Origin of the sequence: Amycolatopsis minnesotensis (genome assembly GCF_039529815.1) — a bacterium.
GTDB classification, from domain to species: domain Bacteria; phylum Actinomycetota; class Actinomycetes; order Mycobacteriales; family Pseudonocardiaceae; genus Amycolatopsis; species Amycolatopsis minnesotensis.
The window spans coordinates 14,155-36,608 of sequence record NZ_BAAANN010000060.1 but is presented as its reverse complement, the minus strand read 5'-3'; the positions used below and the strand labels follow the sequence as shown (position 1 = coordinate 36,608).

At 70.3% G+C, this 22,454-nt stretch carries 19 protein-coding genes; 11 read left to right on the top strand and 8 right to left on the bottom strand.

Going from position 1 to position 22,454, the window contains the following annotated elements; all coding sequences use genetic code 11:
• Positions 1-429 precede the first annotated feature (429 nt).
• The 4 genes from ABD256_RS41305 to ABD256_RS41290 all read left to right on the top strand — a co-directional run bounded on the left by ABD256_RS41305 (position 430) and on the right by ABD256_RS41290 (position 6,325).
• Positions 430-4,050, top strand: a complete 3,621-nt coding sequence (locus ABD256_RS41305) for a protein kinase domain-containing protein (protein ID WP_344431381.1) — start codon at positions 430-432, stop codon at positions 4,048-4,050.
• Between the two features lie 290 nt (positions 4,051-4,340).
• Complete coding sequence (locus ABD256_RS41300; protein WP_344431379.1) at positions 4,341-4,487, top strand: hypothetical protein; 147 nt, start codon at positions 4,341-4,343, stop codon at positions 4,485-4,487.
• Positions 4,488-4,557: 70 nt separating this feature from the next.
• Entirely contained in the window at positions 4,558-5,820 is a 1,263-nt protein-coding gene (locus ABD256_RS41295) for an acyl-CoA synthetase family protein (protein WP_344431377.1), read from the top strand.
• Positions 5,821-5,827: 7 nt separating this feature from the next.
• Entirely contained in the window at positions 5,828-6,325 is a 498-nt protein-coding gene (locus tag ABD256_RS41290; protein WP_344431375.1) for a glycine-rich domain-containing protein, read from the top strand.
• Here ABD256_RS41290 and ABD256_RS41285 read toward each other — a convergent pair.
• The 8 genes from ABD256_RS41285 to ABD256_RS41250 all read right to left on the bottom strand — a co-directional run bounded on the left by ABD256_RS41285 (position 6,318) and on the right by ABD256_RS41250 (position 15,865).
• Complete coding sequence (locus ABD256_RS41285) at positions 6,318-7,715, bottom strand: MFS transporter (protein ID WP_344431373.1); 1,398 nt, start codon at positions 7,713-7,715, stop codon at positions 6,318-6,320. The two genes, ABD256_RS41290 and ABD256_RS41285, sit on opposite strands and share 8 nt — an antisense overlap.
• Positions 7,712-9,337: a flavin-containing monooxygenase gene (locus ABD256_RS41280; RefSeq protein ID WP_344431371.1), complete on the bottom strand. Its 1,626-nt coding sequence runs from the start codon at positions 9,335-9,337 to the stop codon at positions 7,712-7,714. The genes ABD256_RS41285 and ABD256_RS41280 overlap by 4 nt, the downstream gene beginning before the upstream one ends.
• 516 nt (positions 9,338-9,853) lie before the next feature.
• On the bottom strand, positions 9,854-10,681 hold the full coding sequence (gene dapF / locus ABD256_RS41275; RefSeq protein ID WP_344431369.1) for a diaminopimelate epimerase: 828 nt from the start codon (positions 10,679-10,681) through the stop codon (positions 9,854-9,856).
• Between the two features lie 2 nt (positions 10,682-10,683).
• On the bottom strand, positions 10,684-11,310 hold the full coding sequence (locus tag ABD256_RS41270) for a LysE family translocator (protein WP_344431367.1): 627 nt from the start codon (positions 11,308-11,310) through the stop codon (positions 10,684-10,686).
• A 55-nt stretch (positions 11,311-11,365) separates the two neighbouring features.
• Positions 11,366-13,426 carry a molybdopterin-containing oxidoreductase family protein gene (locus ABD256_RS41265; protein ID WP_344431365.1) on the bottom strand — a complete coding sequence of 687 codons (2,061 nt, stop codon included), beginning with the start codon at positions 13,424-13,426 and terminating at the stop codon, positions 11,366-11,368.
• A 4-nt stretch (positions 13,427-13,430) separates the two neighbouring features.
• Positions 13,431-14,135, bottom strand: coding sequence for a 2OG-Fe dioxygenase family protein (locus ABD256_RS41260; RefSeq protein ID WP_344431364.1), 705 nt, complete (start codon positions 14,133-14,135; stop codon positions 13,431-13,433).
• A gap of 36 nt (positions 14,136-14,171) precedes the next feature.
• Positions 14,172-15,221 (bottom strand): iron-containing redox enzyme family protein, encoded by a 1,050-nt coding sequence (locus tag ABD256_RS41255; RefSeq protein ID WP_344431363.1) that lies wholly within the window; start codon positions 15,219-15,221, stop codon positions 14,172-14,174.
• A gap of 455 nt (positions 15,222-15,676) precedes the next feature.
• Entirely contained in the window at positions 15,677-15,865 is a 189-nt protein-coding gene (locus ABD256_RS41250; RefSeq protein ID WP_344431362.1) for a hypothetical protein, read from the bottom strand.
• A gap of 553 nt (positions 15,866-16,418) precedes the next feature.
• Here ABD256_RS41250 and ABD256_RS41245 point away from each other — a divergent pair.
• The 7 genes from ABD256_RS41245 (at position 16,419) to ABD256_RS41215 (ending at position 22,436) form a co-directional block, all read left to right on the top strand.
• A complete protein-coding gene (locus ABD256_RS41245; RefSeq protein WP_344431360.1) occupies positions 16,419-17,474 on the top strand; it encodes an ABC transporter substrate-binding protein in 1,056 nt (351 codons plus the stop codon).
• Between the two features lie 19 nt (positions 17,475-17,493).
• The gene (locus ABD256_RS41240) at positions 17,494-18,255 is read left to right on the top strand and encodes an ABC transporter ATP-binding protein (protein ID WP_344431359.1); all 762 of its coding nucleotides are present in this window, start codon (positions 17,494-17,496) and stop codon (positions 18,253-18,255) included.
• Positions 18,242-19,132, top strand: a complete 891-nt coding sequence (locus ABD256_RS41235) for an ABC transporter permease (protein ID WP_344431358.1) — start codon at positions 18,242-18,244, stop codon at positions 19,130-19,132. Before ABD256_RS41240 ends, ABD256_RS41235 begins: the two co-directional genes overlap by 14 nt.
• A gap of 37 nt (positions 19,133-19,169) precedes the next feature.
• Positions 19,170-19,637: a hypothetical protein gene (locus ABD256_RS41230; RefSeq protein ID WP_344431356.1), complete on the top strand. Its 468-nt coding sequence runs from the start codon at positions 19,170-19,172 to the stop codon at positions 19,635-19,637.
• Positions 19,638-19,692: 55 nt separating this feature from the next.
• Positions 19,693-20,871: a DUF1015 family protein gene (locus ABD256_RS41225; RefSeq protein WP_344431354.1), complete on the top strand. Its 1,179-nt coding sequence runs from the start codon at positions 19,693-19,695 to the stop codon at positions 20,869-20,871.
• A gap of 244 nt (positions 20,872-21,115) precedes the next feature.
• Complete coding sequence (locus tag ABD256_RS41220; RefSeq protein ID WP_344431352.1) at positions 21,116-21,361, top strand: hypothetical protein; 246 nt, start codon at positions 21,116-21,118, stop codon at positions 21,359-21,361.
• A 466-nt stretch (positions 21,362-21,827) separates the two neighbouring features.
• Positions 21,828-22,436, top strand: a complete 609-nt coding sequence (locus ABD256_RS41215; protein WP_344431350.1) for a DUF6801 domain-containing protein — start codon at positions 21,828-21,830, stop codon at positions 22,434-22,436.
• Positions 22,437-22,454: the final 18 nt, after the last annotated feature.

Here is a 22,454-nt window from a genome sequence, read left to right as displayed (position 1 = left end):
ACCACGTGCTGCGCGGCGAACCGGGCTGGACCTTCACCACCAACGACACCGGCACCCTCACCGTCACCACCCCGAACGGCCGCAGCTACACCGAAGAACCACCACACACCGGATTCGCCTGACGAACCACACTGTCCTTTATGGACTTCGGAGTGCGCTGGGGGGTATTTGACCTCGGAACCAGGGTCGGATCCAGCGGCCGAACAGGTCATCCGATGTTCATCGCGGCACGTCGCAATATGGTCGGCGCCGGTCCGGAGCGGACGTCCTAGCATGGGCCGGACGGATGATCAGGGGAGGATGCCTTGCCGGTCGGCGACCCGCTGAACCACAATCTCTTCAAGGCGTTGCTGCAGAACACCACGTTGATGCCAGCGGACCTCGGCCTGCTCGGCGAGGGCCCCGACCAGGAAAGCCGGTGAGTTCGCGGTGACGTGGCAGGTCGGGGAGGTCGTCGACGGCCGGTACGAGGTTTCGGGGGTGCTCGGGCGCGGCGGGATGGGTGTGGTGCACCGGGTCCGGCACCTGGCGTGGGCCGTCGAACTGGCGGTGAAGAGCCCAGATCCCCGGCTGTTCCAGGACGAGGAACAGCAGCGGGAGTTCATCGCCGAGGCGGAGACCTGGGTTTCGCTGGGGTTGCACCCGCACGTGTGCGGCTGCCACTACGTTCGCGTGCTCGACGGTGTGCCGAGGCTGTTCGCCGAGTACGTGGCGGGTGGCAGCCTGTGGGACTGGATCGAGGACCGGCGGCTGTACGCGGGCGGGCCGGACGAGGCGCTGGCCAGGCTGCTGGACGTGGCGGTCCAGATCGCGTGGGGCCTCGACCACGCGCACGGCCGGGGGATCGTGCACCGGGACGTGAAACCCGCGAACGTGCTGCTCGACGGCGAAGTGGGCGACGCGGTCACGGCGAAGATCACCGATTTCGGGCTCGCGAAGGCACGGCGGCTCGTCGCGCTCGCTCCCGGTGCCACGCAAGGGGTGAGCGTTCCGGTGCCGGGTGATGGTGGCATGACCCCGCGGTACGCCTCGCCCGAACAGGCCGCGGGGCATCCGGTCGGGCGGCGCACCGACATCTACAGCTTCGCCGTGTCACTGCTGGAGATGGTGACCGGCGGGGCGAGTTGGATGGCCGGTCCCGCCGCGGGCGCGGCACTGGCGGCGATCCGCGCCGGGCAACCGGGCTCGCCCCCGCTGCCATCGGCACTGGCCGACCTGCTCGAAGCCTGCCTGGCCCGGGATCCCGCGCGCCGCCCGTCCTCGCTCACCGCGGTCGCCGCCGAACTGGCGCGCATCTACCAGGAGGTGACCGGCACGCGGTACCCGCGGCACGAGCCGGTGGCCGCCGAGCTGCGCGCCGACGAGCTCAACAACCGCGCGCTGTCGCTGCTCGACCTCGGCCGCGCCGCCGAGGCGGGGCAAGCGTTCGCGGCCGCGCTCTCCGCCGACCCGCAGCACCGGGAAGCCACCTACAACACCGGGTTGCGGCGGTGGCGGAGCGGGGACATCACCGACGAAGCCCTCGTCGCCGATCTCGATCGCGTCCGCGAGTCGGACGACGATCCGGGCCAGTCGCGGCACCTGCTCGCCAAGGTCCACCTCGAACGCGGCGATCTCGTCGCCGCCCGCAGGCTCCTCGACGGCAACGGCGCGGGCGACCCGGAAGTCGCGGCCACCCTGACAGCCGTCCAAACAGGACAGGTGCGCGACGCCAAGTGCCTTGGTACGAAAGTGATGCGCTGGCGGCCGAAGGGGCTGCGCGGTCGCTGGCGCGAAGTCGAACAGCTGATGGGCATCGACGACACCGGGACGCCGACCCGCATCGCGGGTGACGCGCCATTCGCGCTGACCGGCTGCCGGAACGGGGAGGCGTGGCTGTGGGACCTGCGGACCGCCGAGTACCTCCGGACGTTCATCAAGCACGACCCCGCGGTGCACGCGGTCGACCTCACCCCGGACGGCTGCTTCGGCGCCACCGCGGGGTCGGACGCCACGGTTCGCGTGTGGGACCTGGCCGCCAGCAAGTGCCTGCACACCGTGAAAGCGGCACGGCACCCGGCTGAGCAACCACGTCAGTGCGCGGTCCGGCTCAGCGCCGACGCGAGATACCTGCTCTGGGCGGGCGGCGGCACGGTGCTGCTGTGGGATCTCCGCACCGGCAAGCGACGGAAGCTCCACCGCGATCGCAACGGGGGAGGGGGAAGTTCGGCGATCGACCTCCGCGGCGGATGCGCGCTGTTCGCCGACCGCACCCACATCCGCCTGTGGGACACCGGAACCGGTCGCCAACGGCGCGTCTGGGAACTTCCCGAACCGTCGGCGCCCAGTGCGCTGAGCCTCAGCGCCGACGGGCGCTTCGTGGTGACGGGCGCGGCGCACACCGGGGCGATCCGGCTCTGGGACGTCGAAACCGGCGACTGCGTCCGCACCATGACCGGGCACACGAGCACGGTCCAGGCGCTCTCGATGAGCGACGACGCGCGGTTCCTGTTCTCCGGCGCGCAGGACGCGACCGTCCGCTTCTGGCGCACGGACACCGGATGCTGCCTGCGCACGTTCCGGACGGGGGAGGCCTATCCGCGCGTCGAGGACGTCCTGCTCGACGGCGACGGCGGGGCCGGGGTCTCCGTGGACGACGAGCAGACGGTCCGGCGGTGGCAGATGCCTTCGGGGTACACCGCGGCGCACCAGCTCAGCCGCCCGCGCCCGTACCTCGAACTCGCCGAACTGCACTCCCTGGTGGAAAAGCGGGTCGGCGACGCCGAGCGCGCGATCGCCGCCAGCGCTTTCCCCGCCGCGCTCGACCTGCTCACGCGAGCGCGGGAGGTCCCGGGATACGAACGGGAACCGCGCACGCTCGCCGCGTGGCGGACGCTGGCCGCACACTCGGCGCGGACGGGTCTGCGGGACGCCTGGCCGTCGAAGGTGCTGGCGACCGGTTCCGTCGCCGCGGCCGATCTGGCAGGCGACGGCCGGATCGCGGTGACCGGCGGGTTCGACGGGATGATCCAGGTGTGGGAGGTAGCGGGCGGCACCAGCGCGCGCGTCCTCGAATGGCCGCGGCGCGGCGACGGGATGGACGCGGTGAAGTCGCTTTCACTGAGCCAGGACGGGAAACGGGTGCTGTCCGGGCACGTCAGCGTCGCAGAGGGCCTGAGCGGTTCCATCCGGCTTTGGTCGACCGAGACCGGTGAATGCCTGCGGGAGCTGTCCGGAACGGACTTCGTCCCGGAGGACGTGCGGTTCTCCGCGGACGGGAGGAACGCGGTGGCCGGCCTGATGGGCGGCAAGGTCCGGCTGTGGGACCTGAGCACGGGAAGACCACTGTGGACGGTGGATGCGCATCCGGGTAAGTCGATCACCGGCAGGGCGGGGGTGAGCGTCGTGCGGCCCGATCCGACCGGCCGCTTCGTGGTCTCGGCCGGGTACGACGGCTTCGTTCGCCTGACCGCACTGGGAAGCGGCGAGGTCGTGCGTTCCATCGACGCGCACGACGACGTCGCGTGGTCGGTGTCCCCGAGCGCGGACGGGCGCTTCCTGCTGTCCACCGGCGGGCACCGGGACCGGAACATCCGGATGTGGGATACCGGTACGGGCGAACGCGTCGGGCAGTTCGGGATCCCCGGGCACGAGCCGGAGACGGCCCAGTTCACCACGGACGGCCGCTTCGCGGTGTCCGCAGGACTGGACAGCACGCTCCGGGTGTGGGACGTCCGCGCCGGGAAGTGCGTGCGCCTCCTGCAAGGGCACCGGAAGGGCGTGACCGGCTTGGCGATGACCTCGGACGGCCGATCCGTGCTGTCCTGGAGCATCGGCGACAAGACCGCGCGCCTGTGGGAGCTCGACTGGGCGCTCACCGCGCACGCGCCGTCGGACTGGGACGACGGTGCGATGCCCTACCTGACCGCGTTCCGGCAACGGTGTCCGCAATGGACCAGGCCCGATGTGGACGCTCTGCTGCGCCAGCTCCAGGACGCGGGATTCGGCTGGCTGCGCGCCGACGGGGTGCGGGCCCGGCTCGGCCACCTCGCGCCGGGAGCGGCCGGGTGACGCGACCCGCCACCGTCACGCTGCGGGAGAACCCGGCGAGCGGCATCCGGACCGCGGCCGAACCGCGCCGGGCGCTGTTCGCTGGATCACGCTGATTCACCGAATTCGAGTAGCGAAATCGGGAACTCTGCCGGATTCCCGCCCGTCCGGCGACCCTGCGTAGGGCTTCACCCGGATTTGACCCGGGACGGACCTTCAAGGCGTGTTGACACATCCTTTGCAATCCCTTTACTTTGAGAGAGCGATGATCGTCTCGGTCTCGCGGTCCGCATCCCGTTCGGAGGTATGGCATGGACAAGCTGGTCAGGGTGCTCGCGCAGGAAAACGTCTGGTCCAAGTGGGTCGCGGCGAATTCGGCGCCGAGCGCGAACAAGGACGGCTGCATTTCCAGGTCCAAGGAGGGCTGCATTTCCCGGCCGCGGCCCAGCAACGGCTGACGGATCTCGTTGCCGGTGTCCGGCGGCCGGTGCGGCCGCCGGACACCGGTGTGGAAAAGGACGGGTGCACATGACGAGTCAGCCATCGGCCGAGATGGTCGACCGGGTCCGTGGCGTCCCGCTGTACCGGGACGCACTGGCCAGCGGTGAATTCCCCATTCTCGAAAAGGACGTCATAGCCAGCGGGTTCCCGGACAACTGGATGACCCCGGAACTCGCCGCGGCGCTGGAATCGGGTGCCGCGGAGTTCGTGCTGTCCACCGGGACGAACCACGCGCGGATGCAGCTGATCCGGCCGCCGTACTTCCTGCTGAAGTCCTACTACCGGCTCTGGAGCGAACATCCGGACATCGCGCACACCTGGGCGAACGGCTGCCCCCGGGTGTCGCTCACCACGGTGCTGGCCACCGAACACGTCGCGAGGGTCAACGCCAAGGCGCGCGGCGAGGCGCCCGCCGAACGGCCCGGCCTCGCGGACCGGCGCCTCGACGACCGCACCGTCTACGTCAACCAGCGCCTCGACCCGGCACTGTGGACGCGCGAGGACGTCGTCCGGATGCTCGACGAGATCGAGGAAACGCGATCGGCCCATTCGAGCGGCCGCTATCACCTCGATTGTTCCGGTTACCACCTCGCGCATCTCGTGCGGAAAGCGCGGCACTGGGATCTGACCGATCGGCTGCCGAGGCCGGACAGCATCATCCACGCCTACGAATACACGCCGGACAACGTCTCCTGGTTCCTGCGCGAACACTTCGGCTGCCCGATCATCGACCTTTTCGGCAGCACCGAACTCGGTTATCTCTACTACAGCGACAAGGACGGGCGGTACCACCCCCACCTCGACCAGATGAAGGTCGAACTGATTCCGGTCGAGCAGGGCAGCACCCTGTTCAGCATCATCGTCTCCAGCATCCGCAATCCGCACATGCCGCTGATCCGGTACCGGTCCGGCGACTGCGCGCGCACCGTGGACGGGAGTCCCGACCCCGAGCGGATCGCGCGCTTCTGCGGCAGGGAGAAAGAGCTGATCCGCGTCGGCTCCACCCTGCTGTGCCACGGCGATCTAGACCGGTGGATCGGCGAAAGCGCGCCGCCGGTGTTCCTCTACCGGTTGCGGATGACCGGGGCGGCGGCCGGGGAACTGGAGTACACCACCTTCGACGACGAGCCGCTCGACGAAGCGACGGCCGGTTCGCTTGCCGCGGCACTCGCCGAAAACCTCGAGCTGGCCGTGGCACCGGTGCACCGCGAGCACATCCCGATCGGCAGGTCCGGCAAGTACGCCTGGCTGCACCCCGAATCCCGGAACACCGAGCCCTTTCGAAGCTAGGAGAGCCGTGCCCGTTTCCGCCGCAGACCTCCGTTCCCTGCTGGGGGAACCGCTGTTCGCCGAGGTCGTCGAGTACTTCACCGTGAAGACCGGCGAGCCTGCCGACTACGTCGAACGGCAGACCCTCGAATGCCTGCGCTACCTCTACCTGGTCTCCGCGCATTCCGACGAGCTCGCGGGCCTGTTCCTCCCCGTCGAGCAGGAGATCGACGAGATCTGGCACTACCTGATCCTCCAGACCCGCGAATACCGCGAGCTGTGCCAGCGGCTGCCCGGCGGGTTCTTCGTCGAGCACCGCAGCATCAGCTACACCGAATACCAGGAGGAACCTCCCCGCGAGCGCTCCGCGGAAGAGGCGTTGCGCTGGATCCCCTTGTACTGCAAGGAGTTCGGCCCGTTCGACGAGGGCGCGCTGCCACATTGGACGATGGTGCGGTTCCTGCACCAGGAGCTGGACATGTCGCTGGCGGAGATCGCGGCGGTCGACAAGGCGGCCATCAGCTGACCGTGGCCGTGACGCGAGAAGCCTTGGTGCGGGACGTGCAGGCGACGGCGAGCCCGGTGACGAGCTGGACCGCCAGCACGACGCCGAACGCCGTCGCGTGCCCGTATCCGGTCAGCGTCGCGGCGAACACCGTGCCGAGCACGGCCACGCCGATCGCCATCGAGCCCTGTTGAACGGTCACCAGCAGTCCGCCGCCGACCCCCGCGTATGCGGTGGGCACCGCGCCGAGCACCGAGATGTTCGCGGTGCCCACCACCAGCGCCTGGCCGAGCCCGATCAGCACCAGCCCCGGCAGCGCGCTCCACACCGCGCCGCCGAGCCATCCCAGGGGAAGCGCTGCCAGCAGCCAAGCGATGCCTGCTCCCTGCACCAGTGCGCCGTACGGGGTCACCCGGTCGGCGAGCCTGGTGCGCAGCGCGGGGATCGCGAACGAGCCGAGCAGGAACGCCAGCGACATCGGGACCACGGCCAGCCCGGCGAGCAGCGGGTCGAGGCCGAACCCGTGCTGCAGCGTCAACGGCAGCGCGAACAGGAACCCCGCCCACGCCGCCAGGAACGGCGCGAGCATCAGCAGCCCGCCGCGTACCTTCGGCTCGGTGAGCACCGACGGCGGCAGCAGCGGCACCGCACCGGAGCCGGCGACGCGTTTTTCGGTTCGCCACAACACGATCGCCAGTACCGGGACACAGGCGAGCAGTGCGATCGTCCACAGTGGCCAGCCGAGCACCGGGCCGCGGTTGACCGGCACCAGCAGCGCCAGCACCATCGCGCTCAGCAACGCGGTGCCCCGCAGGTCCACTCCGGCCGGGTGGTCCGATCTGGTGTCCGGAACCACGAACGCGGTCAGCGCCGCGGCGGCCAGCCCGAGCGGCAGGTTGACCAGGAACACCAGGCGCCACGAGGTTCCCCACAGATCGGCGTGCACCAGCACCCCGCCGAGGAGCAGCCCCAGTATCGCCGCCAGCCCGCTGACCGCCGCGTACCGGCTCATCGCCCGCGCGCGCCGGTCCGGCGGCACGGCGGCCTGGATCGTGCCGAGCACCTGCGGCGGGATCAGCGCCGCCGTCGCCCCCTGCAGCACCCGCGCGGCGATCAGCCAGCCGGGGGAGGCCGCGAGCGCGCACAGCAGCGAAGCGAGCACGAAACCCAGCAGGCCCAGCACGAGCACGCGCCTGCGGCCGAAGGCGTCCCCGAGCCGTCCGCTGAGCACCAGCAGGAGGGTGAACGCGATGCCGTAGCCCGCGACGACGAGTTCCAGATCGGCGGTGCCCGCGCCGAGTTCCCCCGCGATAGTGGGCAGCGCGACGTTGACGATGAACGAGTCCATCATCGGCAGCAGGGTGCCGAGCAGGACGACGCCGAGCCCGAGCGCGGACAGCGGGCGGCTCATGCGTCGTCCACATGCGACAGTGTGAACCCGCGGTACCCGTCGCGGGCAACGGAATCGCAGATGCCGCGGTAGACGTCCAGACCACCGGCGTAGGGCATGAACACCCTGGCCTTGCCCTCGATGTTCGCGCCGAGGTAGTAGGAATCGGCGTGGTGGTAGAGCGTACGGCCGGCCGCGTCGGCGACCTGGCCAGTCCAGTCGTCCTGCGCGCCCTGGTCGGCCTCGGCCGCCTGCCCGGTGGAGCGCAGGTGCCGCAGCAGGTCGGTGATCCAGGCGACGTGGTGCTCGATCGCCCTGAGCACGTTCGACAGCACCGTGGTGCTGCCGGGGCCGGTGATGGTGAACAGGTTCGGGAACCCGGCGACCGCGAGCCCGAGGTACGTCTCGGGTCCCGAAGCCCACCGCTTCGCCAGCGATACGCCGTCCCGGCCGGTGATGTCGATCCTGGTCAGTGCTCCGGTGAAGGCGTCGTAGCCGGTGGCGTAGACCAGCACGTCGACCGGGTAGCCGGCGCGCGCGGTGCGGACGCCGGCCTCGGTGATTTCCTCGATCGGCTCGGCGCGCAGGTCGACGAGCCGCACGTGCTCGGAGTTGAAGGTGCCGAAGTAGCCGGAATCGACGCACAGCCGTTTCGTGCCGATGGGGTGGCCGCGGGGGACGAGCCGCTCCGCGGTCTCGGGGTCGTGCACGGTGGCCCTGATCTTGGCACGGACGAAATCCGCGAGCAGCGCGTTGGCTTCGAGATCGCGGCCGGTGTCGGTGAACGTCGCCACGATCCCGGTGCCGCCGGTGGCCCACCGCTGTTCCAGCGCGGCTTCCCGTTCGGCCTGTCCGGTGTCCAGAATGGACTGACCGGTGCCCGCCACCACGTGCCCGAACCGGGTCGTGCTCGCCAGTTCGACGCGCTCCTCGTACCGCTCCGGTTCCGCGGCCAGCTCGGCCTCGGTCAGCGGGCGGTTCCCCGCCGGGACGCTGAAGTTCGCGGTCCGCTGGAACACCACGACTTCGGCGGCCGTCGCGGCGATCTCCGGGATCACCTGGATGCCCGACGACCCGGTGCCGATCACCCCGACCCGTTTCCCGGCGAGGTCGACCGGCTCATGCGGCCACCGCCCGGTGTGCAGGCGCTCGCCGCGGAACCGCGACGCGCCGGTGATGTCCGGGACCGCCGCGGCGGACATGCAGCCGACCGCGGTGACGAGGAACCGGCACCGCACCTCGTCGCCGAGGCCGCCGCGCTCGGTGCGCACGAGCCAGGTCGAGGACGTTTCGTCGAAGGCGGCCGCGGTGACCCTGGTGCCGAACGTGATCGACGGGAGCACGCCCGCCCGCTCGGCGAAGTGCTCGGCGTAGCGGCGGATCTCCGGCCCGGTGGCGAACCGCTCGCTCCACCGCCAGTCCCGGTGCAGCTCGCGGTCGTGCAGGTAGCAGTAGTCCAGGCTCTCGATGTCGCAGCGCGCGCCGGGATACCGGTTCCAGTACCAGGTTCCGCCGACGCCGTCCCCGGTTTCGAAGGCGTGGCAGGTGAATCCGCTCTTCCGCAGCTCGGAAAGCATGTGCAGGCCGGCGAACCCGGCCCCGATCACGATGGCGTCGTAGTCGATCCGCGCGTCATCGCCCAAGAGGCTCCCCTTCTCCCGGCGCCGCTTGGAGCACCGTGCTGATCGTCGAGCGCCCGCGTCGCAGGCCGCCGCCGGGTTTCAGCCTACCGGCAAAACGGACTTTACGGCTATATCGGTCGTAAGATGGGTGGCGCAAGCGTGGAGCCGCATAGGGAGTCGCCGCCGGGTGCTTGGTCCCTGAAGGTCGCCTTCGGGGAATCTGACGCCGCGATCTCGCCCCTCGCGGCGCGCGGCGTGGTGCTGCTGATGCCCTGAAGGTGCCCTTCGCGGCGTCAGATTCCCTCAAGGGCCCCTTCGGGGCATGCGCAGCGGACCTCTATCGAAGCGTCCTTCAGCGTAGAGGGTCAGCGAGATTCATTCGCCGAGCTGGGAGATTCGGCGCGTGTTGGCGATGAGCACCTCGGTGGCCCGGCCTATCCAGTCGGTGATCGCGGCCAGTTCTTCGGCGCGGTAGCTCGTCGTCAGCTCGGCCATCTGCGCGGCGAACGAGGCGGAACCCGTTGCGCCGTAACGCTTTTAGCAGCCGTCGAGGGCGGCGCGGAAGGCCGGGGCGAACCGGCCGGAAGCCACCGGCCTCGCCGTCCCGGTCATGGTGATCTCGTCGTCTTCGATCCGGATTTCGATGGCGCCGCCGGGCATCCGGACCTCGACGGTGTCGCCGACGAGGCCGAGCGTGCGGACCGCGGCCGCCGCCGCGCATCCGCTGCTGCCCGAAGCGAGGGTGTACCCCGCGCCCCGTTCCCAGATCTCGATCTCGATGGCGCCGCGGCCGAGCACGCGGACGAGCTGCACGTTCGAGCCCTCCGGCAGGCTCGGGTGCCGCCCGATCGCGGGCCCGAGTTCGCGCGCCAGCTCGGGGGAGATCTCCGCGAGCGGCACGACCGCGTGCGGGTTGCCGACGTCCACCCTGGTCACCCGCAGCTCCCGGCCACCGGCGGTGAACGCCTCGTCGACGGCCGTCAGCCGCGCCTTCCCCATGCCTACCTCGACCACGCCCGCGATCGGATCGAGCACCCCGACCGGGGCCGTGCCGGCGATGGTGCGGAGTGCGAACCGTGCCGGGTAGCGGTAGTGCTCGGTCAGGTAGAGCGCGAACATCCGGAGCCCGTTGCCGCTCTTCTCGCACTCGCTGCCGTCGGAGTTGAAGATCCGCAGCCGCACCGGGTCCTGGACGGCACCGGGGTCGCAGGGGCCGATCGGGCCGAGCAGCACGCCGTCGGCGCCGACCCCGAAATGCCGGTCGCACAGCAGCCGCACCGCTTCCGGCGTCGGCTCGAACCCGGTCAGCCGGGGATCGACGACCAGGTAGTCGTTGCCCAGGGCCTGGTACTTGACGAAGTCCACGACTAGTCAGCCACCACCAGGCGCACGGCCAGCGCGGTGAAGATCGTGCCGCAGCCGATGTTGAGCCCCCGCGCGACCTTCCGGTTGCGCACCAGCTTGCCGAGCTTGCCCGCGGCCAGCCCGATCGGCCCGTCGATCATCAGGTCGACCAGCACCAGCGTGGCGCCGAGCACGAAGAGCTGGAGCCCGACGTTGCCGAGGGCAGGGTTCACGAACTGCGGCAGGAAGGCGACGTTGAACACGATCACCTTGGGGTTGAGCACATTGGTCAGCACCGCGCGCCAGAAGCACCGCCAGTGCGAAGTCCGCGGCGGCGCGTCGTCCTCGTCGGGGTTCAGCGCGCTGCGGTCCCGGAACGCCATGACCGCCAGGTAGACCAGGTACGCCGCGCCCGCCCAGCGCAGCCCGTGGTACAGCACGGGGAGGTAGGCGAACAACGCGGACAGGCCGAACGCCGCCGCCGCGGTGTGCACCGCGAGGCCGACCGAAACGCCCAGCGCGGCCATGAACCCCGCGGCGGGCCCGTGCCGCATGCCGAGCGCGAGGATCATCAGCATGTCCGGGCCGGGGATGATGACGAGCACGATTGCCGCCACCAGAAAGGCCAGGTAGAGCGAGGCGTCGACCATTCCGCGAATTCTCCCTTGCTGGGGGTGTCCGTACCAGGTATGCCACATGGCGGCGTTACCGCGGGTCGGCCGCCTCGATTTCCACCCGATTGTCGTGGAACACCGCCCCGCCCATATCCGAATCCCGTTCGGCCACGGTGGCGTTGATCCCGGCGCCGCCACCGGTCAGCTTGCCCCAGTGCCCCTTGGTCGTGGTGACCACCCCGGCGCGCACCCGATCGTCGACCAGCGCCAGCGCGGTGAACGAGCCCCGGTCGTTGAAGACGCGCACGACCTGGCCGTCGGCGATCGCGCGCCCGGCGGCGTCGCCGGGGTGGAGCACCACCTGCGGCGGCCCCGCCCGGCGCGCCAGTGCCGGTTTGTTCGCGAACACGGTGTTGATGAAGAAGTGCGACGCACCCGCGACGAGGATGAGCGGGAACCGCCGCGCGAGTTCGCGGTCGCCGTGTTCGCGCGGGGGCGTGTACCCGGCGAGCGGGTCGAGCCCGTCCCGGCAGGCGAGCTCGGACCGGAACTCGAGTTTTCCCGACGGGGTGGGAAAACCGCGGTCGAACGGCACGAACGAACGCGGGTAGTTCAGCCGGGCCCAGCCCTTTTCGCGAAGGCCGTCCAGCGTGATCCCGTCGAGGGAGGGATGCGAGAAGTCGAGTAGCTGCTTGGCGAGTTCCTCGTCGCTGTCGTACAGGCTCGGTTCGGTGAGCCCCATCTTCGCCGCGAGCCTGCGGAAGGTTTCCGTGGTGGACAGGCATTCCCCCGGTGGCGCCACCGCCGGTTCGTTCCAGGCGACGTAGAGGTGGCCGTACCCGTCGTGCACGTCGAGGTGCTCGGTCTGCATGGTCGCGGGCAGCACGATGTCCGCGTAGTCGGCGGTGTCGGTCTGGAACAGGTCGATCACGACGGTGAACAGGTCCTCGCGCGCGAGGCCGCGGCGGATCCGGTCCTGGCCTGGCGCGCTGGTGAGCGGGTTCGCCGCGTACACCACCAGCGCCTTGACCGGGGGATCGTCCAGGTCGAGCAGCCCCTCGCCGAGCCGGGTCATCAGCAGGGTGCGGACCGGGGCTTCGAGCAGGTCGTCGCGGGCCAGCGCCTCGCGGTCCCCGCCGAAGTAGCCGTCGGTGGAATAGGCGAGGCCGCCGCCGGGGTACTGCCAGTCGCCGGTGACCCCGGGGACGCAGGCCAGCACGCGCAGCACCTCGCCGCCGCCCGCGTGGCGCTGCACGCCGACCCCGGCGCGGATCGCGGTCGGCCTGGTCCCGGCCAGCCGCCGCCCGAGCCGGACGAGCTGCGCCTCGTCGACGCCGGTGATCCCGGCGACCCTGGCCGGGGTGAACTCCAGGATCCGGCGGCGGAACTCCGGCCAGCCGACGGTGTTCCCCGCCAGGTACCGCTCGTCCTCGCGGCCGAGGGAGACGACGACGTTGAGCAGGCCGAGCGCGAGCGCCGCGTCGGTACCCGGCACCGGCGCCACGTGCTCGTCGGCCTGCTTGGCCGTCCTGGTGCGCACCGGATCCACCGCCACCACGTACGCGCCGCGCGCGCGGGCACGCTCGACGAACCGCCACAGGTGGTGGCCGGAGGTGAGCGTGTTGACGCCCCAGAGCAGGATCAGCTTCGACTCGGCGAGCGATTCGGGATCGATGCCCAGCGTCGTCCCGGTGGCGTACCGGGTGCCGGCCAGCCCGGCGATGGAGCAGATGGTCACCTCGTGCCGCGACGCGCCGAGCACGTTCCACAGCCTTGCCCCCGCCCGGCCCTGAAGTCCTTGCAGGTAGCCGAGATTGCCGGTGCCCTGGTACGGCCAGATCGCCTCGCCGCCCCACCGCTCGCGCACCGACGCCAGCCGCTCCGCGATCTCGGTGAGTGCCTCGTCCCAGCCGATCCGCTCGAACCGGCCCTCGCCCTTGGCGCCGACCCGGCGCAGCGGGTGCCGCAGCCGGTCCGGCGCGGCCGCGTGCTCCAGGTACTGGTTGACCTTCACGCACAGCGTGCCGTGCGTGAAGGGGTGGTCACGGTTGCCGCGCAGTTTCACCGCGGTCCCGTCCCGCACCGTGACCACCCAGGCGCACCCGTCCGGACAGTCCAGCGGACAGGCGCCGGCGACCTCGTGCTCGGTCATCCGGTCACGTCGCCGGGGCTTCCGCACCACCCGCCAGCACCGCGCTGTCGTGCTCTTCGCCGTACCACTTCTCCTTCCAGCGGGAGAAGGAGACGATGAGGATGTCGCGGTAGGCGTCTTCGCCGTCGGGTTGCAGATCGGTGACGTCGTGCATGATCGCCCTGTCGTCGAGCAGCGCGGCCTGCCCGGGCAGCAGCGTGCCGCGCCAGAACGGCTCGTCCTTTCCCGGGCGCCACAAGCGCATTTCGCCGCCCTTGACGTTGTGCCGAGCCAGCACCGCGATCATCACGTACTCGTGGCCGTCCTGGTGCACGCCCTCCGGGGTGAGCTGGCCCGGCTTGTCGGAAAACGCGCGGCTGCGGTTCTGGTGCACGTTGATCTGCCAGTCCTCGCCGTCGTCGAGCGGCAGCGGACCGTCCGAGACGACCTTGACCACGGGGGTGAAGTCCACCGAGATCGGCTCGTAGTGCCGCCGGATCCCGCCCGCCACCGGGTTGAACTCCTTGAACGCGGTGTACGCGCGCGGTGGCAGCAGCGCGAAACCCCAGCCGTCCTCCTTGTCGAAGGTCATCTTGTACTGCGAGAACCGCTTGTAGCGGGTCTGGTTGCCCATGTACGGGTCGAGTTCGACGTCGTGGTAGCTCTCGAGCACGTCCGGCGGGATGGGCGGCAGGTCGATGAGCACGAAACCGGGGTCCGGAATGGGCATCGCTTCTCCTGTTCTGCGGTGGTGGGAACGGATTCGCTACGAGCGGGCCGACGCGCTGGCGAGCCGTTCGTCCAGGTGCCTTCCCGAGGAGTTCAGCCGCCAGAGCGAGCCCCTGGCGATGCCGCGGCGCATGGCCTCCGACGAGCTCGCGGGCAGGACGACGTTGTGGAACCAGCCCGCCGCGTGCTGGGAGTCCACCGTGATGTGCAGGCGGTGGTAGGTGATGCCGACGTCCGGCAGGCCGAGCCGCTCCCACGCGCGCACCACGTTCTGGAACCGGTCCGGCACCAGCCATTCGGTCATGCCGAGGAAGCCGACGGCCTCGCCGTAGAGGTGCCGGTACCGGCACAGCAGCACGGCGAGGTTGCCGGAGAGCAGATCGGTCGCCGTCATCGAGTCTTCGAGCTCGTCGTCGGTGATGTCGAAGACTTCGTAGATCTTGTTGAACAGGTAGGTGTGCACCTCGGCCGGGTCGCCGTTGCCCATCTCGTCCCAGAAGTTGTTGGCGATCTCCATCTTGGCCTGGCCGATGGTGCCCACCTGCATCATCGCCAGCAGATCGTCGAACCGGCCGTCGACGAGGGACTCCTGGATGACGTAGGTGCGCAGATCGGCGCGGCTGGCGTGGTGGTTGATGAAATCGACGTAGTACGGGTGCTTGAACACCCGGTGCCCCCGCGCCATCCCCTTGAGCCAGGACAGGTACGGCTTTCCCTCGCCCGGCATGCCTTCGAAGGTCTCCGGCGGGATGCGGGCGTCCTCGGCCGCGATCGTCGCCTGCTCCAGCAGCCTGGTCACCTCGTGGAGCACGATCGAGCCCTCGGCGGAATCGCCGACCGGCAGTTTCATGTGCGTCTCGTAGATACGGGACAGCAGGAGCTGCTGGCAGTGGAACGCGGCGGGGTCGCCGTCCGTTGCCCTGCTGTTCATCAGTTCCACGGCGTGCACGACACGGTCACGGTCGTGGCCGAGCTCCGCGTCGAGAACGGCCGCGGGCACGGTGAGCCAGGTGCTGATCTGGTCGACGACCTCGGACCCGGAATCGACGTCGGCGGTGAACTCGACGCGCAGCCGAGAGTTAAGCAAGGCAATGCCCCTTCCGGACAAAAGGAACCAGCTAAAACGCACGTGCGGGTGCTCCCGCTAATTGATCAAATCCCCCATGTGTGAATCCCCTGAAATGCGATGTCCTTTTTTACCGTTTCTGTCCCGGTGTTGCGACCGCCATTCGGGCGAAGTGGGGGGAACGCATCTCGATTAATTCACCGGTGCGTGGCGGAAATGATCTAGCCGCATTGTGATCGGGGGCCGCACGGGTTCCTGCGAGGGCGGACTTCGACGCTCTGAAGGTCCCCGCAGGTCACAGTGACAACGCGTGCGTCGGTTCCGTGCGATGGGCGGCGGAAGCGTGGAGCCGCGCGGGGGACGCCTTCACGCCACGTCATGCCCTGACGGATGCTCCTGGAGAGGTCACCGTGAGGTCCCGCCGCGGCATGCCCCGAAGGGAGCCTTCGCGGCGCCAGATTCCCCGAAGGCGTCCTTCAGGGCGTGAACCCCGGGGCGTCCTCGGCCAGCGTCAGGTACACCGGCGCGCCCATGGCTTCGGCCATCGGGATCCGCTCGACGCGCAGGCCGCGTTCGCGCAGCCATGCCACGAGGTCCGGCCACAGCAGCGGGGGTACCGCCAGCGTGCGCGTCCGTTCGTCGTCGGGGTCTTCGCCGGTCGTCATGTCCGTCAAGCCTGCCAGACCATTCGCGCGCCGTCCGGCAGGTTCCTTCGGAAGTGTGCTCGGCGGAACCAAAGGGGATCCGCTGCTGCTGGTTGGTGCCGATGTCGGCGAGCAGCACCTCGCGGCCCCCGCCGGGCGTGTTGCAGCCGGTGAGCGGGCCGCGCGGTCGCGGTGCCCGCGGCGAACGCCAGGACGAGGCCGACGGCCGGCAGTTCCGCGGCCCAGCGGCAAGGTTTTTTATTCATCATGTCCCCATTCGAACAGTGGGGTAAAAACCGGCAAGGCGCGGACGGTGTGGCGCAGGCGTGACCGGGAGGTCGACAGCGCATTACCGAAAAGCTCGGGCCGCGGCCGTAGTTGTCCCGGCGCCGCGATTGTCCGAAGAGGATTTTTGTCACCGCGCCGTATTGGGCGCCGGTGATCGGGGGCGGGCGGCAACCGGTTGTCAAGTGTTCGCACGGAAGTTCCCGGGATGCGGATGGTTGTGCCATCTCTTGGGTGAGCGTGCCAATCTCGCCTGACCCAGCCACTCCCCCGAAAGGCGAGTCCCGACGTGCGCACCCACCACAGGTCCCTGCTGGCTTCAGCGCTCGCCGTGCTCGCCGTGGCTGGCGCGCTCACCGGTTGCGCCAGGGCGGGCAGTTCGGACGCGCCTGCCGCGAACCAGGGCGCCGCGAGCGAAGTCCGGCTCGGGTACTTCCCGAACGTCACGCACGCGCCCGCGCTCATCGGCGTCAAAAAGGGCTTCTTCACCAAGGAACTCGGCTCGGCGAAGCTGACCACGCAGACCTTCAACGCGGGCCCCGACGAGGTCAACGCGCTGCTCGGCAACTCCCTCGACGTGGCCTTCATCGGCTCCGGGCCCGCGATCAACGCCTTCACCAAGTCGAAGGGCACCATCCAGCTCGTCTCCGGCGCGGTGTCCGGCGGCGCGCAGCTCGTGGTCAAACCGGACATCACCGGCGTCGCGGGGCTCAAGGGACGGACCATCGCCACCCCGCAGCTCGCGAACACCCAGGACGTCGCGCTCAAGAAGTTCCTCGCGCAGAACAAGCTGACCGACCAGGTCAAGATCACCAATCTCGACAACCCGAAGACGCTCGACGCGTTCCGCAAGGGCGAGGTCGACGGCGGCTGGCTCCCGGAGCCGTGGGCGTCGCGGCTGGTCGCCGACGCGGGCGCCAAGGTGCTGGTGGACGAGAAGACCCTGTGGCCTGGCGGGCGGTTCCCGAGCACGGTGGTCATCGTGCGCAGCGAATTCCTCCAGCAGCACCCCGAAACCGTGCGCGCGCTGTTGGCGGGCGAACTGGCCGCGATCGACTGGGCGAAGTCGAGCCCCGCCGAGGCGAAGACCGTCGTCAACGACTCGCTGAAGGAGCTCGCGGGCAGCACGCTGAGTTCGGCCGTGCTCGACCGCGCCTTCGACGGCATCGAACTGACCACCGACCCGATCCCCGGCGAGTTCGGCCAGCTCGCGCAGGACTCGGTCACCGCTGGCGTGGTCAAGTCCGCGGTGGCGCTCAAGGGATTCGCCGATTTCGGCCCGCTCAACAAGGTGCTCGGCGCGCGCCGGCTCCCCGCCGTCGAAGCACCCGACCTGACCAAGTGATCCGGAAGAGGGCGACACCGTGACCAGTACCCAGACCCGCGTCGCGGCCGCTGTCCGGCTCGATGGCGTGCGCAAGAACTTCGGCGACGTCGTCGCGCTCGACGGCGTCGACCTGACGGTGGCCCCGGGCGAGTTCGTGTGCCTGCTCGGCGCGTCGGGCTGCGGCAAGACCACGCTGCTGAACCTGGTCGCCGGGCTCGATCGGCCCAGCACGGGCGAGATCACGCTGAACACCTCGAGGCCGGCGGTGATGTTCCAGGAGGCCGCGCTGATGCCGTGGCTGACCGCGACCCGCAACGTGGAGCTGCCGCTGCGGCTGGCCGGGTTCGGCCGCGCGGAGCGCCGGGAGAAGGCGGCCGAACTGCTGGAGCTGGTGCGCCTCGGTGGCGTGGGCGGCAAACGCCCGCACGAGCTTTCCGGTGGCATGCGCCAGCGCGTCGCGCTCGCCCGCGCGCTGGCGGCGACCCTGCGCGTCGGCGGCGATCCGCACCAGGCGCTGCTGCTGATGGACGAACCGTTCGCCGCGCTGGACGCGATCACCCGCGACGTGCTGCAGGGCGAGCTGCTGCGCGTGTACGCCCGCACCGGGACCTCCGTGCTGTTCGTGACGCACGACGTCCGCGAAGCCGTCCGGCTCGGGCAGCGCGTGGTGCTGCTGTCGTCGAGGCCGGGCCGGGTGGTGCGGGAATGGGACGACCTGGCGCGCGCCGACGCCGAGGAGCTGACCGCGGAGATCACCGGGCACCTGCGCGAGGTGATCAGCACCCATGCCGCGGCCTGATCGCGCGGCCGAGGCCGATCCGGGCCTCGACGCGGTCGGTGCCGGGCTGGACAGCCTCGACACCCCCGCGCACGAGCGCCGTCCCGGGCTCGGCCGCCGCTTCCTGCGCGCCTTCGTGCCGCCGCTGGCCGCGCTCGCGCTGCTGGTCGTCGTCTGGCAGCTCCTGTGGGCCGCGGCCTTCTGGCCGGAAACCCAGCTGCCCGCGCCGCTCGCGGTGTGGGGCCAGCTCGAGGAGGTCTTCCGCAGCGGGCGCGTGTTCGAGTTCGTCTGGACCTCCGTGCACCGCGCGGTGCTCGGGTTCGCGATCGCGGTGCTGCTCGGCACGCCGCTCGGCCTGCTGGTGGCGAGGGTGCGGTTCGTCCGCGCGGCGATCGGCCCGCTGCTGTCCGGTCTGCAGAGCCTGCCTTCGGTGGCCTGGGTGCCCGCGGCGGTCCTGTGGTTCGGGCTGAAGGACGGCGCGATCTACTTCGTCGTGCTGCTGGGTTCGGTGCCCTCGATCGCGAACGGGCTGGTCTCGGGCATCGACCAGATCCCGCCGATCCTGCCGCGCGTCGGCGCGGTGATGGGCGCGAGCAGGCTCGCGGCGGCGCGGCACATCCTGTTGCCCGCGGCGCTGCCGGGTTTCCTCGCCGGGTTGAAGCAGGGCTGGGCCTTTTCGTGGCGTTCGCTGATGGCCGCCGAGCTGATCGCGCGGTCACCGGACCTCGGCGTCGGCCTCGGCGCTTACCTCAACGAAGGTTCCTCGCTCAACTCCATCGAACGGGTCATCGCGGCGATCTTCCTGATCCTGCTGGTCGGCGTCGGGATCGAGCTGCTGGTGTTCCGTCCGCTGGAGAACATCGTGCTGCGCGCGAGGGGCCTCACGACCTCGCAATGAGCGGCTATCGTGGTGGTGCCCGACGAGGGGAGCGGTCATGCCGGCACGTCCCGAAGGCAGCGGTGGTGGCTACGACGAACCCGGCCACGACGACTTCGAACGCGACGCCTGGCAGGAATTCACCCCGTGGCGCCCCGGTGACCCGTCGACCTCGGACGAGGCGCCCGCGAGCTACGCCGGGGGCTTCGCCGCGCCGTCGCGCTACACCGAGGATCGCGGCGAACCGCCGCCGGAGGTTCGCGATGGCGAGCGCACCGACGACACCACCTCTCGCGGGTTCCGGTGGAGCGAGGACAGCCGCAAGCTGCGCGCCGGTGACGACGTGCGCGCGGGCAGGGCGCTGGGGGAGGGCGTGATGTCCTCGGTGCCACCCGGCGAAAAGGGCCGCATCGTCAGCACCGAGGTCACCGCGTTCGGCGAGCGCGGCACGGTCCGCTTCGACAACGGCTACGAGCTGGAGAACGTCGACCTCGACCACTTGGACCGCCGGGGCTGGTTCGACTGACCGAACCACCGGCACTTTTGCCTGCCGCGCGAGCCGGGCGGGACATGATGGACCCATGGCTGACTGGGTGCGCCCGATCCGGGCGGGGTGGGTGGTGCGCGGCGCGGTGCCGGGCCCCGATGTGGACGAGTTCGCCGAACCTGACCAGGTGACGGCGGCACTCGCGGCGCGAGGCGGTGGTGAGGGGACCCTGCTGGCGGCGCAGCACCCGCACCGCACCCCGGAGGCGATCGCGCGGGGCCTGGACATCGCGGCGGCGCTGCCCGAGGCGCGTGCCGCGTTCAGCAGGCTGCGGGCGACGCACTACCGCGGCGTGACCGACGTCGTCGCGCCGTACCGGGTGGACGGTTTCGACGGGACCGCGCTGGGCGTGCTGTGCGTGGTCGACCCGTCCGCCGTCGGCGAGGACGGCGTGCGCCGGGTGCGGCACACCGAGGAGGTCTACCCGGACGTGGTCGCCGAACGCGCGGCGATGCTCTCCGGGCTCGGCTGCGCGAGCAGCGCGGCGATGCTGGTGCCGTCGACCGCGAGCACCGAGCTGACCGATTTCGTCGCCGAGCTGTGCGCCGGCCTCGGCGAGCCCTCGGTGTCCACTGTGGACTCCCAGGGGCGGGTGCACCAGCTGTGGCTGCTCGGGCCCGGCTACCGGCAGAACGAGCTGCTCGCCGTGACCGGTGCGAGCTCGCTGCTGGTCGCGGACGGAAACCACCGGGTCGCCGCCGCCACGGTGGCGGGCGGCGGCTCCCTGCTCGCGCTGGTGACCAACGGGCCGAGGCTGCGGATCGGCCCGATCCACCGGGTGCTGCTCGGCACGGGGTTCGACGCCGGTGAGCTGACGCGGCGGTGGCGCGCGATCGGGCTGGACGTGACCGTCTCCGCGAGCGCGGATCCGCCGCGGTGCCCCGGCGAAGTGGTGGTGCTCGCCGGGAAGGAGGCGTTGCGCGTCCGGCTCCCGGTGCCCGATCCGGGTGCGGTGCCGGTGATCGACCACGCGGTCGTCGAGAACCTGATGATCGAACGCGCGCTCGGCGTCGACCCCGCCGGCCCGTCGCTGCGCCCGCTGGCGGGGCAGCGGACCGCGCCCCCGGAGGCCGACGCGGTGCTGCTGCTGGCCCCGGTCCCGTTCTCCGATGTGCTCGCGGTGCACGCGGCGGGGGAGCGGATGCCGCGCAAGGCCACCTACTTCACCCCGAAACCGCGCAGCGGCCTGCTACTGGCCGACATCTCGGAGTGACTTTCGCCTTTCGTCACCGAAGGCGTCCGTCAGGGACTTGAGCGCTTCTGCGTGTAGTGGCCCCGGGCCAAGTAGCTCTTCGCGTCGACCGGGTTCCCCGTGGTACAGCGGGCGTTCCGCGTAGAGCGGCTCCACCGCGCCGGGTGGCTGGCCGGTGGCGGGATCGGGGGGTTGGCCCTACTCCGAAAGAACTGTGTGTGCCTCACACTGTTTCTAGCAGAGCAACCCGCCAAGGAGGCCCGAAATGAGCACCTCGTCGTTCACTCCCGTCCGCGTCACGGCCCGGTCACCGCGCATGGCACGCGCCTGCCGGGTGATCACCGGGATCTGGCTCGGCGCGACCGCCGTCCAGTTCGTTGTCTGGCTGCTCGGCTGCGTCATCGGGCTGACCTTCGTCGCCCCGTTCTGGCTGTGGAGCGCATTCGTCGGCGGCGCCGTCGTCGCGGCGCTGCGCTGGACGGTCGCCGTCGACGGGCGTGACGGCCGATGAGCGGGTGCGCCGGGATCTCGACCGCGCGCACGACTGCGGATTCCGGAATTCTTTCCGAGGCTGAGCGGAGTTCGCGAAGAACACGCGCGGTGCATTGATCGAACCGGTGCCGGGGGTGAAGTATGAACCCCGCGCTCCCGCACCGCCAGGCGCGGTTCGTGACGGGGCTGACCGCCAAGCCGGCGAGCGCGCCGCGGCTGGGCCCGCCGCGCCGACGCGGTCCATTTTGCTCACTCGCGTAAGCGTGTCGGCATCAGAATTTGTTTCGCATTCGCTTCGGGGTGACAATCGGCGTTTCCGGTTCTCGTGCGCCGATGACTATTCCCGGTGTGAAAAGTGAAAGTAACACTGTGGGCTTGCCCAATGGATTAATTACCCACTACCGTCTTTTCAGGGTGATCCGGGCCCGGTTCTCCGTCGAGTGTTTCAGCTGTTCCGTGTTCATTCAACGATGAAGGAGCTGGATGTGACAGTAACGACGATGCGTTCCCGCGGCCGCCTGCTCGCCAGGGCCGGTGTGCTCGCCGCCGCGGCCGCCACGGCGGTGACGGTGCTCGGTGCTGGTGCTGCCAGCGCCGCCGACAAGCCGCTCGACTGGAAGGGCGCCTTCCCGATCATCGGCGACCAGACCGTGAAGACGGTCGTCCACGTGGAAATCCCCGCGACGGCGAAGATCGGTGAGCCGCTCTCGGTGCCGTTCAGCCTCGACGCCGACGTCGGCACCAGTGCCGCGGACGGGCTGCGCCTTGTCGGCGCCAAGAAGCTCGGCGGCTCGATCGACGCTTCGGTGAGCCTCAAGCTCGGCGACAAGGCGATCCCGCTGCAGATCAAGCTGCCGATCCCGGACACCGAGGTGCCCGCGGAGGGCACGCTGAAGTTCACCGCACAGGGCAAGGTGGACTTCACGGTGCCGCAGGGCATCCAGCCCGGCGAGGCGACCACCTCGGTCGACCCGAAGTCGGTTTCGCACGTGACGACCGACGCCGCGGACCCGTCGCTGGCGAAGTTCGACGTGAACCTGGCGCTCGACCCACCGAGCCAGGACACCGTGCTGGGCAAGACGCAGGTGAGCTGACCCGCACCCCGGTTCGCG

Bases quoted from the DNA above. Each gene is read 5' to 3' on its own strand.
- ABD256_RS41295 (WP_344431377.1), top strand. From the start codon at position 4,558: ATGACGAGTCAGCCATCGGCCGAGATGGTCGACCGGGTCCGTGGCGTC.
- ABD256_RS41285 (WP_344431373.1), bottom strand. From the start codon at position 7,715: ATGAGCCGCCCGCTGTCCGCGCTCGGGCTCGGCGTCGTCCTGCTCGGC.
- ABD256_RS41230 (WP_344431356.1), top strand. From the start codon at position 19,170: ATGCCGGCACGTCCCGAAGGCAGCGGTGGTGGCTACGACGAACCCGGC.
- ABD256_RS41300 (WP_344431379.1), top strand. From the start codon at position 4,341: ATGGACAAGCTGGTCAGGGTGCTCGCGCAGGAAAACGTCTGGTCCAAG.
- ABD256_RS41225 (WP_344431354.1), top strand. From the start codon at position 19,693: ATGGCTGACTGGGTGCGCCCGATCCGGGCGGGGTGGGTGGTGCGCGGC.
- ABD256_RS41270 (WP_344431367.1), bottom strand. From the start codon at position 11,310: ATGGTCGACGCCTCGCTCTACCTGGCCTTTCTGGTGGCGGCAATCGTG.
- ABD256_RS41220 (WP_344431352.1), top strand. From the start codon at position 21,116: ATGAGCACCTCGTCGTTCACTCCCGTCCGCGTCACGGCCCGGTCACCG.
- ABD256_RS41250 (WP_344431362.1), bottom strand. From the start codon at position 15,865: ATGACGACCGGCGAAGACCCCGACGACGAACGGACGCGCACGCTGGCG.
- ABD256_RS41235 (WP_344431358.1), top strand. From the start codon at position 18,242: ATGCCGCGGCCTGATCGCGCGGCCGAGGCCGATCCGGGCCTCGACGCG.
- ABD256_RS41260 (WP_344431364.1), bottom strand. From the start codon at position 14,135: ATGCCCATTCCGGACCCCGGTTTCGTGCTCATCGACCTGCCGCCCATC.
- ABD256_RS41265 (WP_344431365.1), bottom strand. From the start codon at position 13,426: ATGACCGAGCACGAGGTCGCCGGCGCCTGTCCGCTGGACTGTCCGGAC.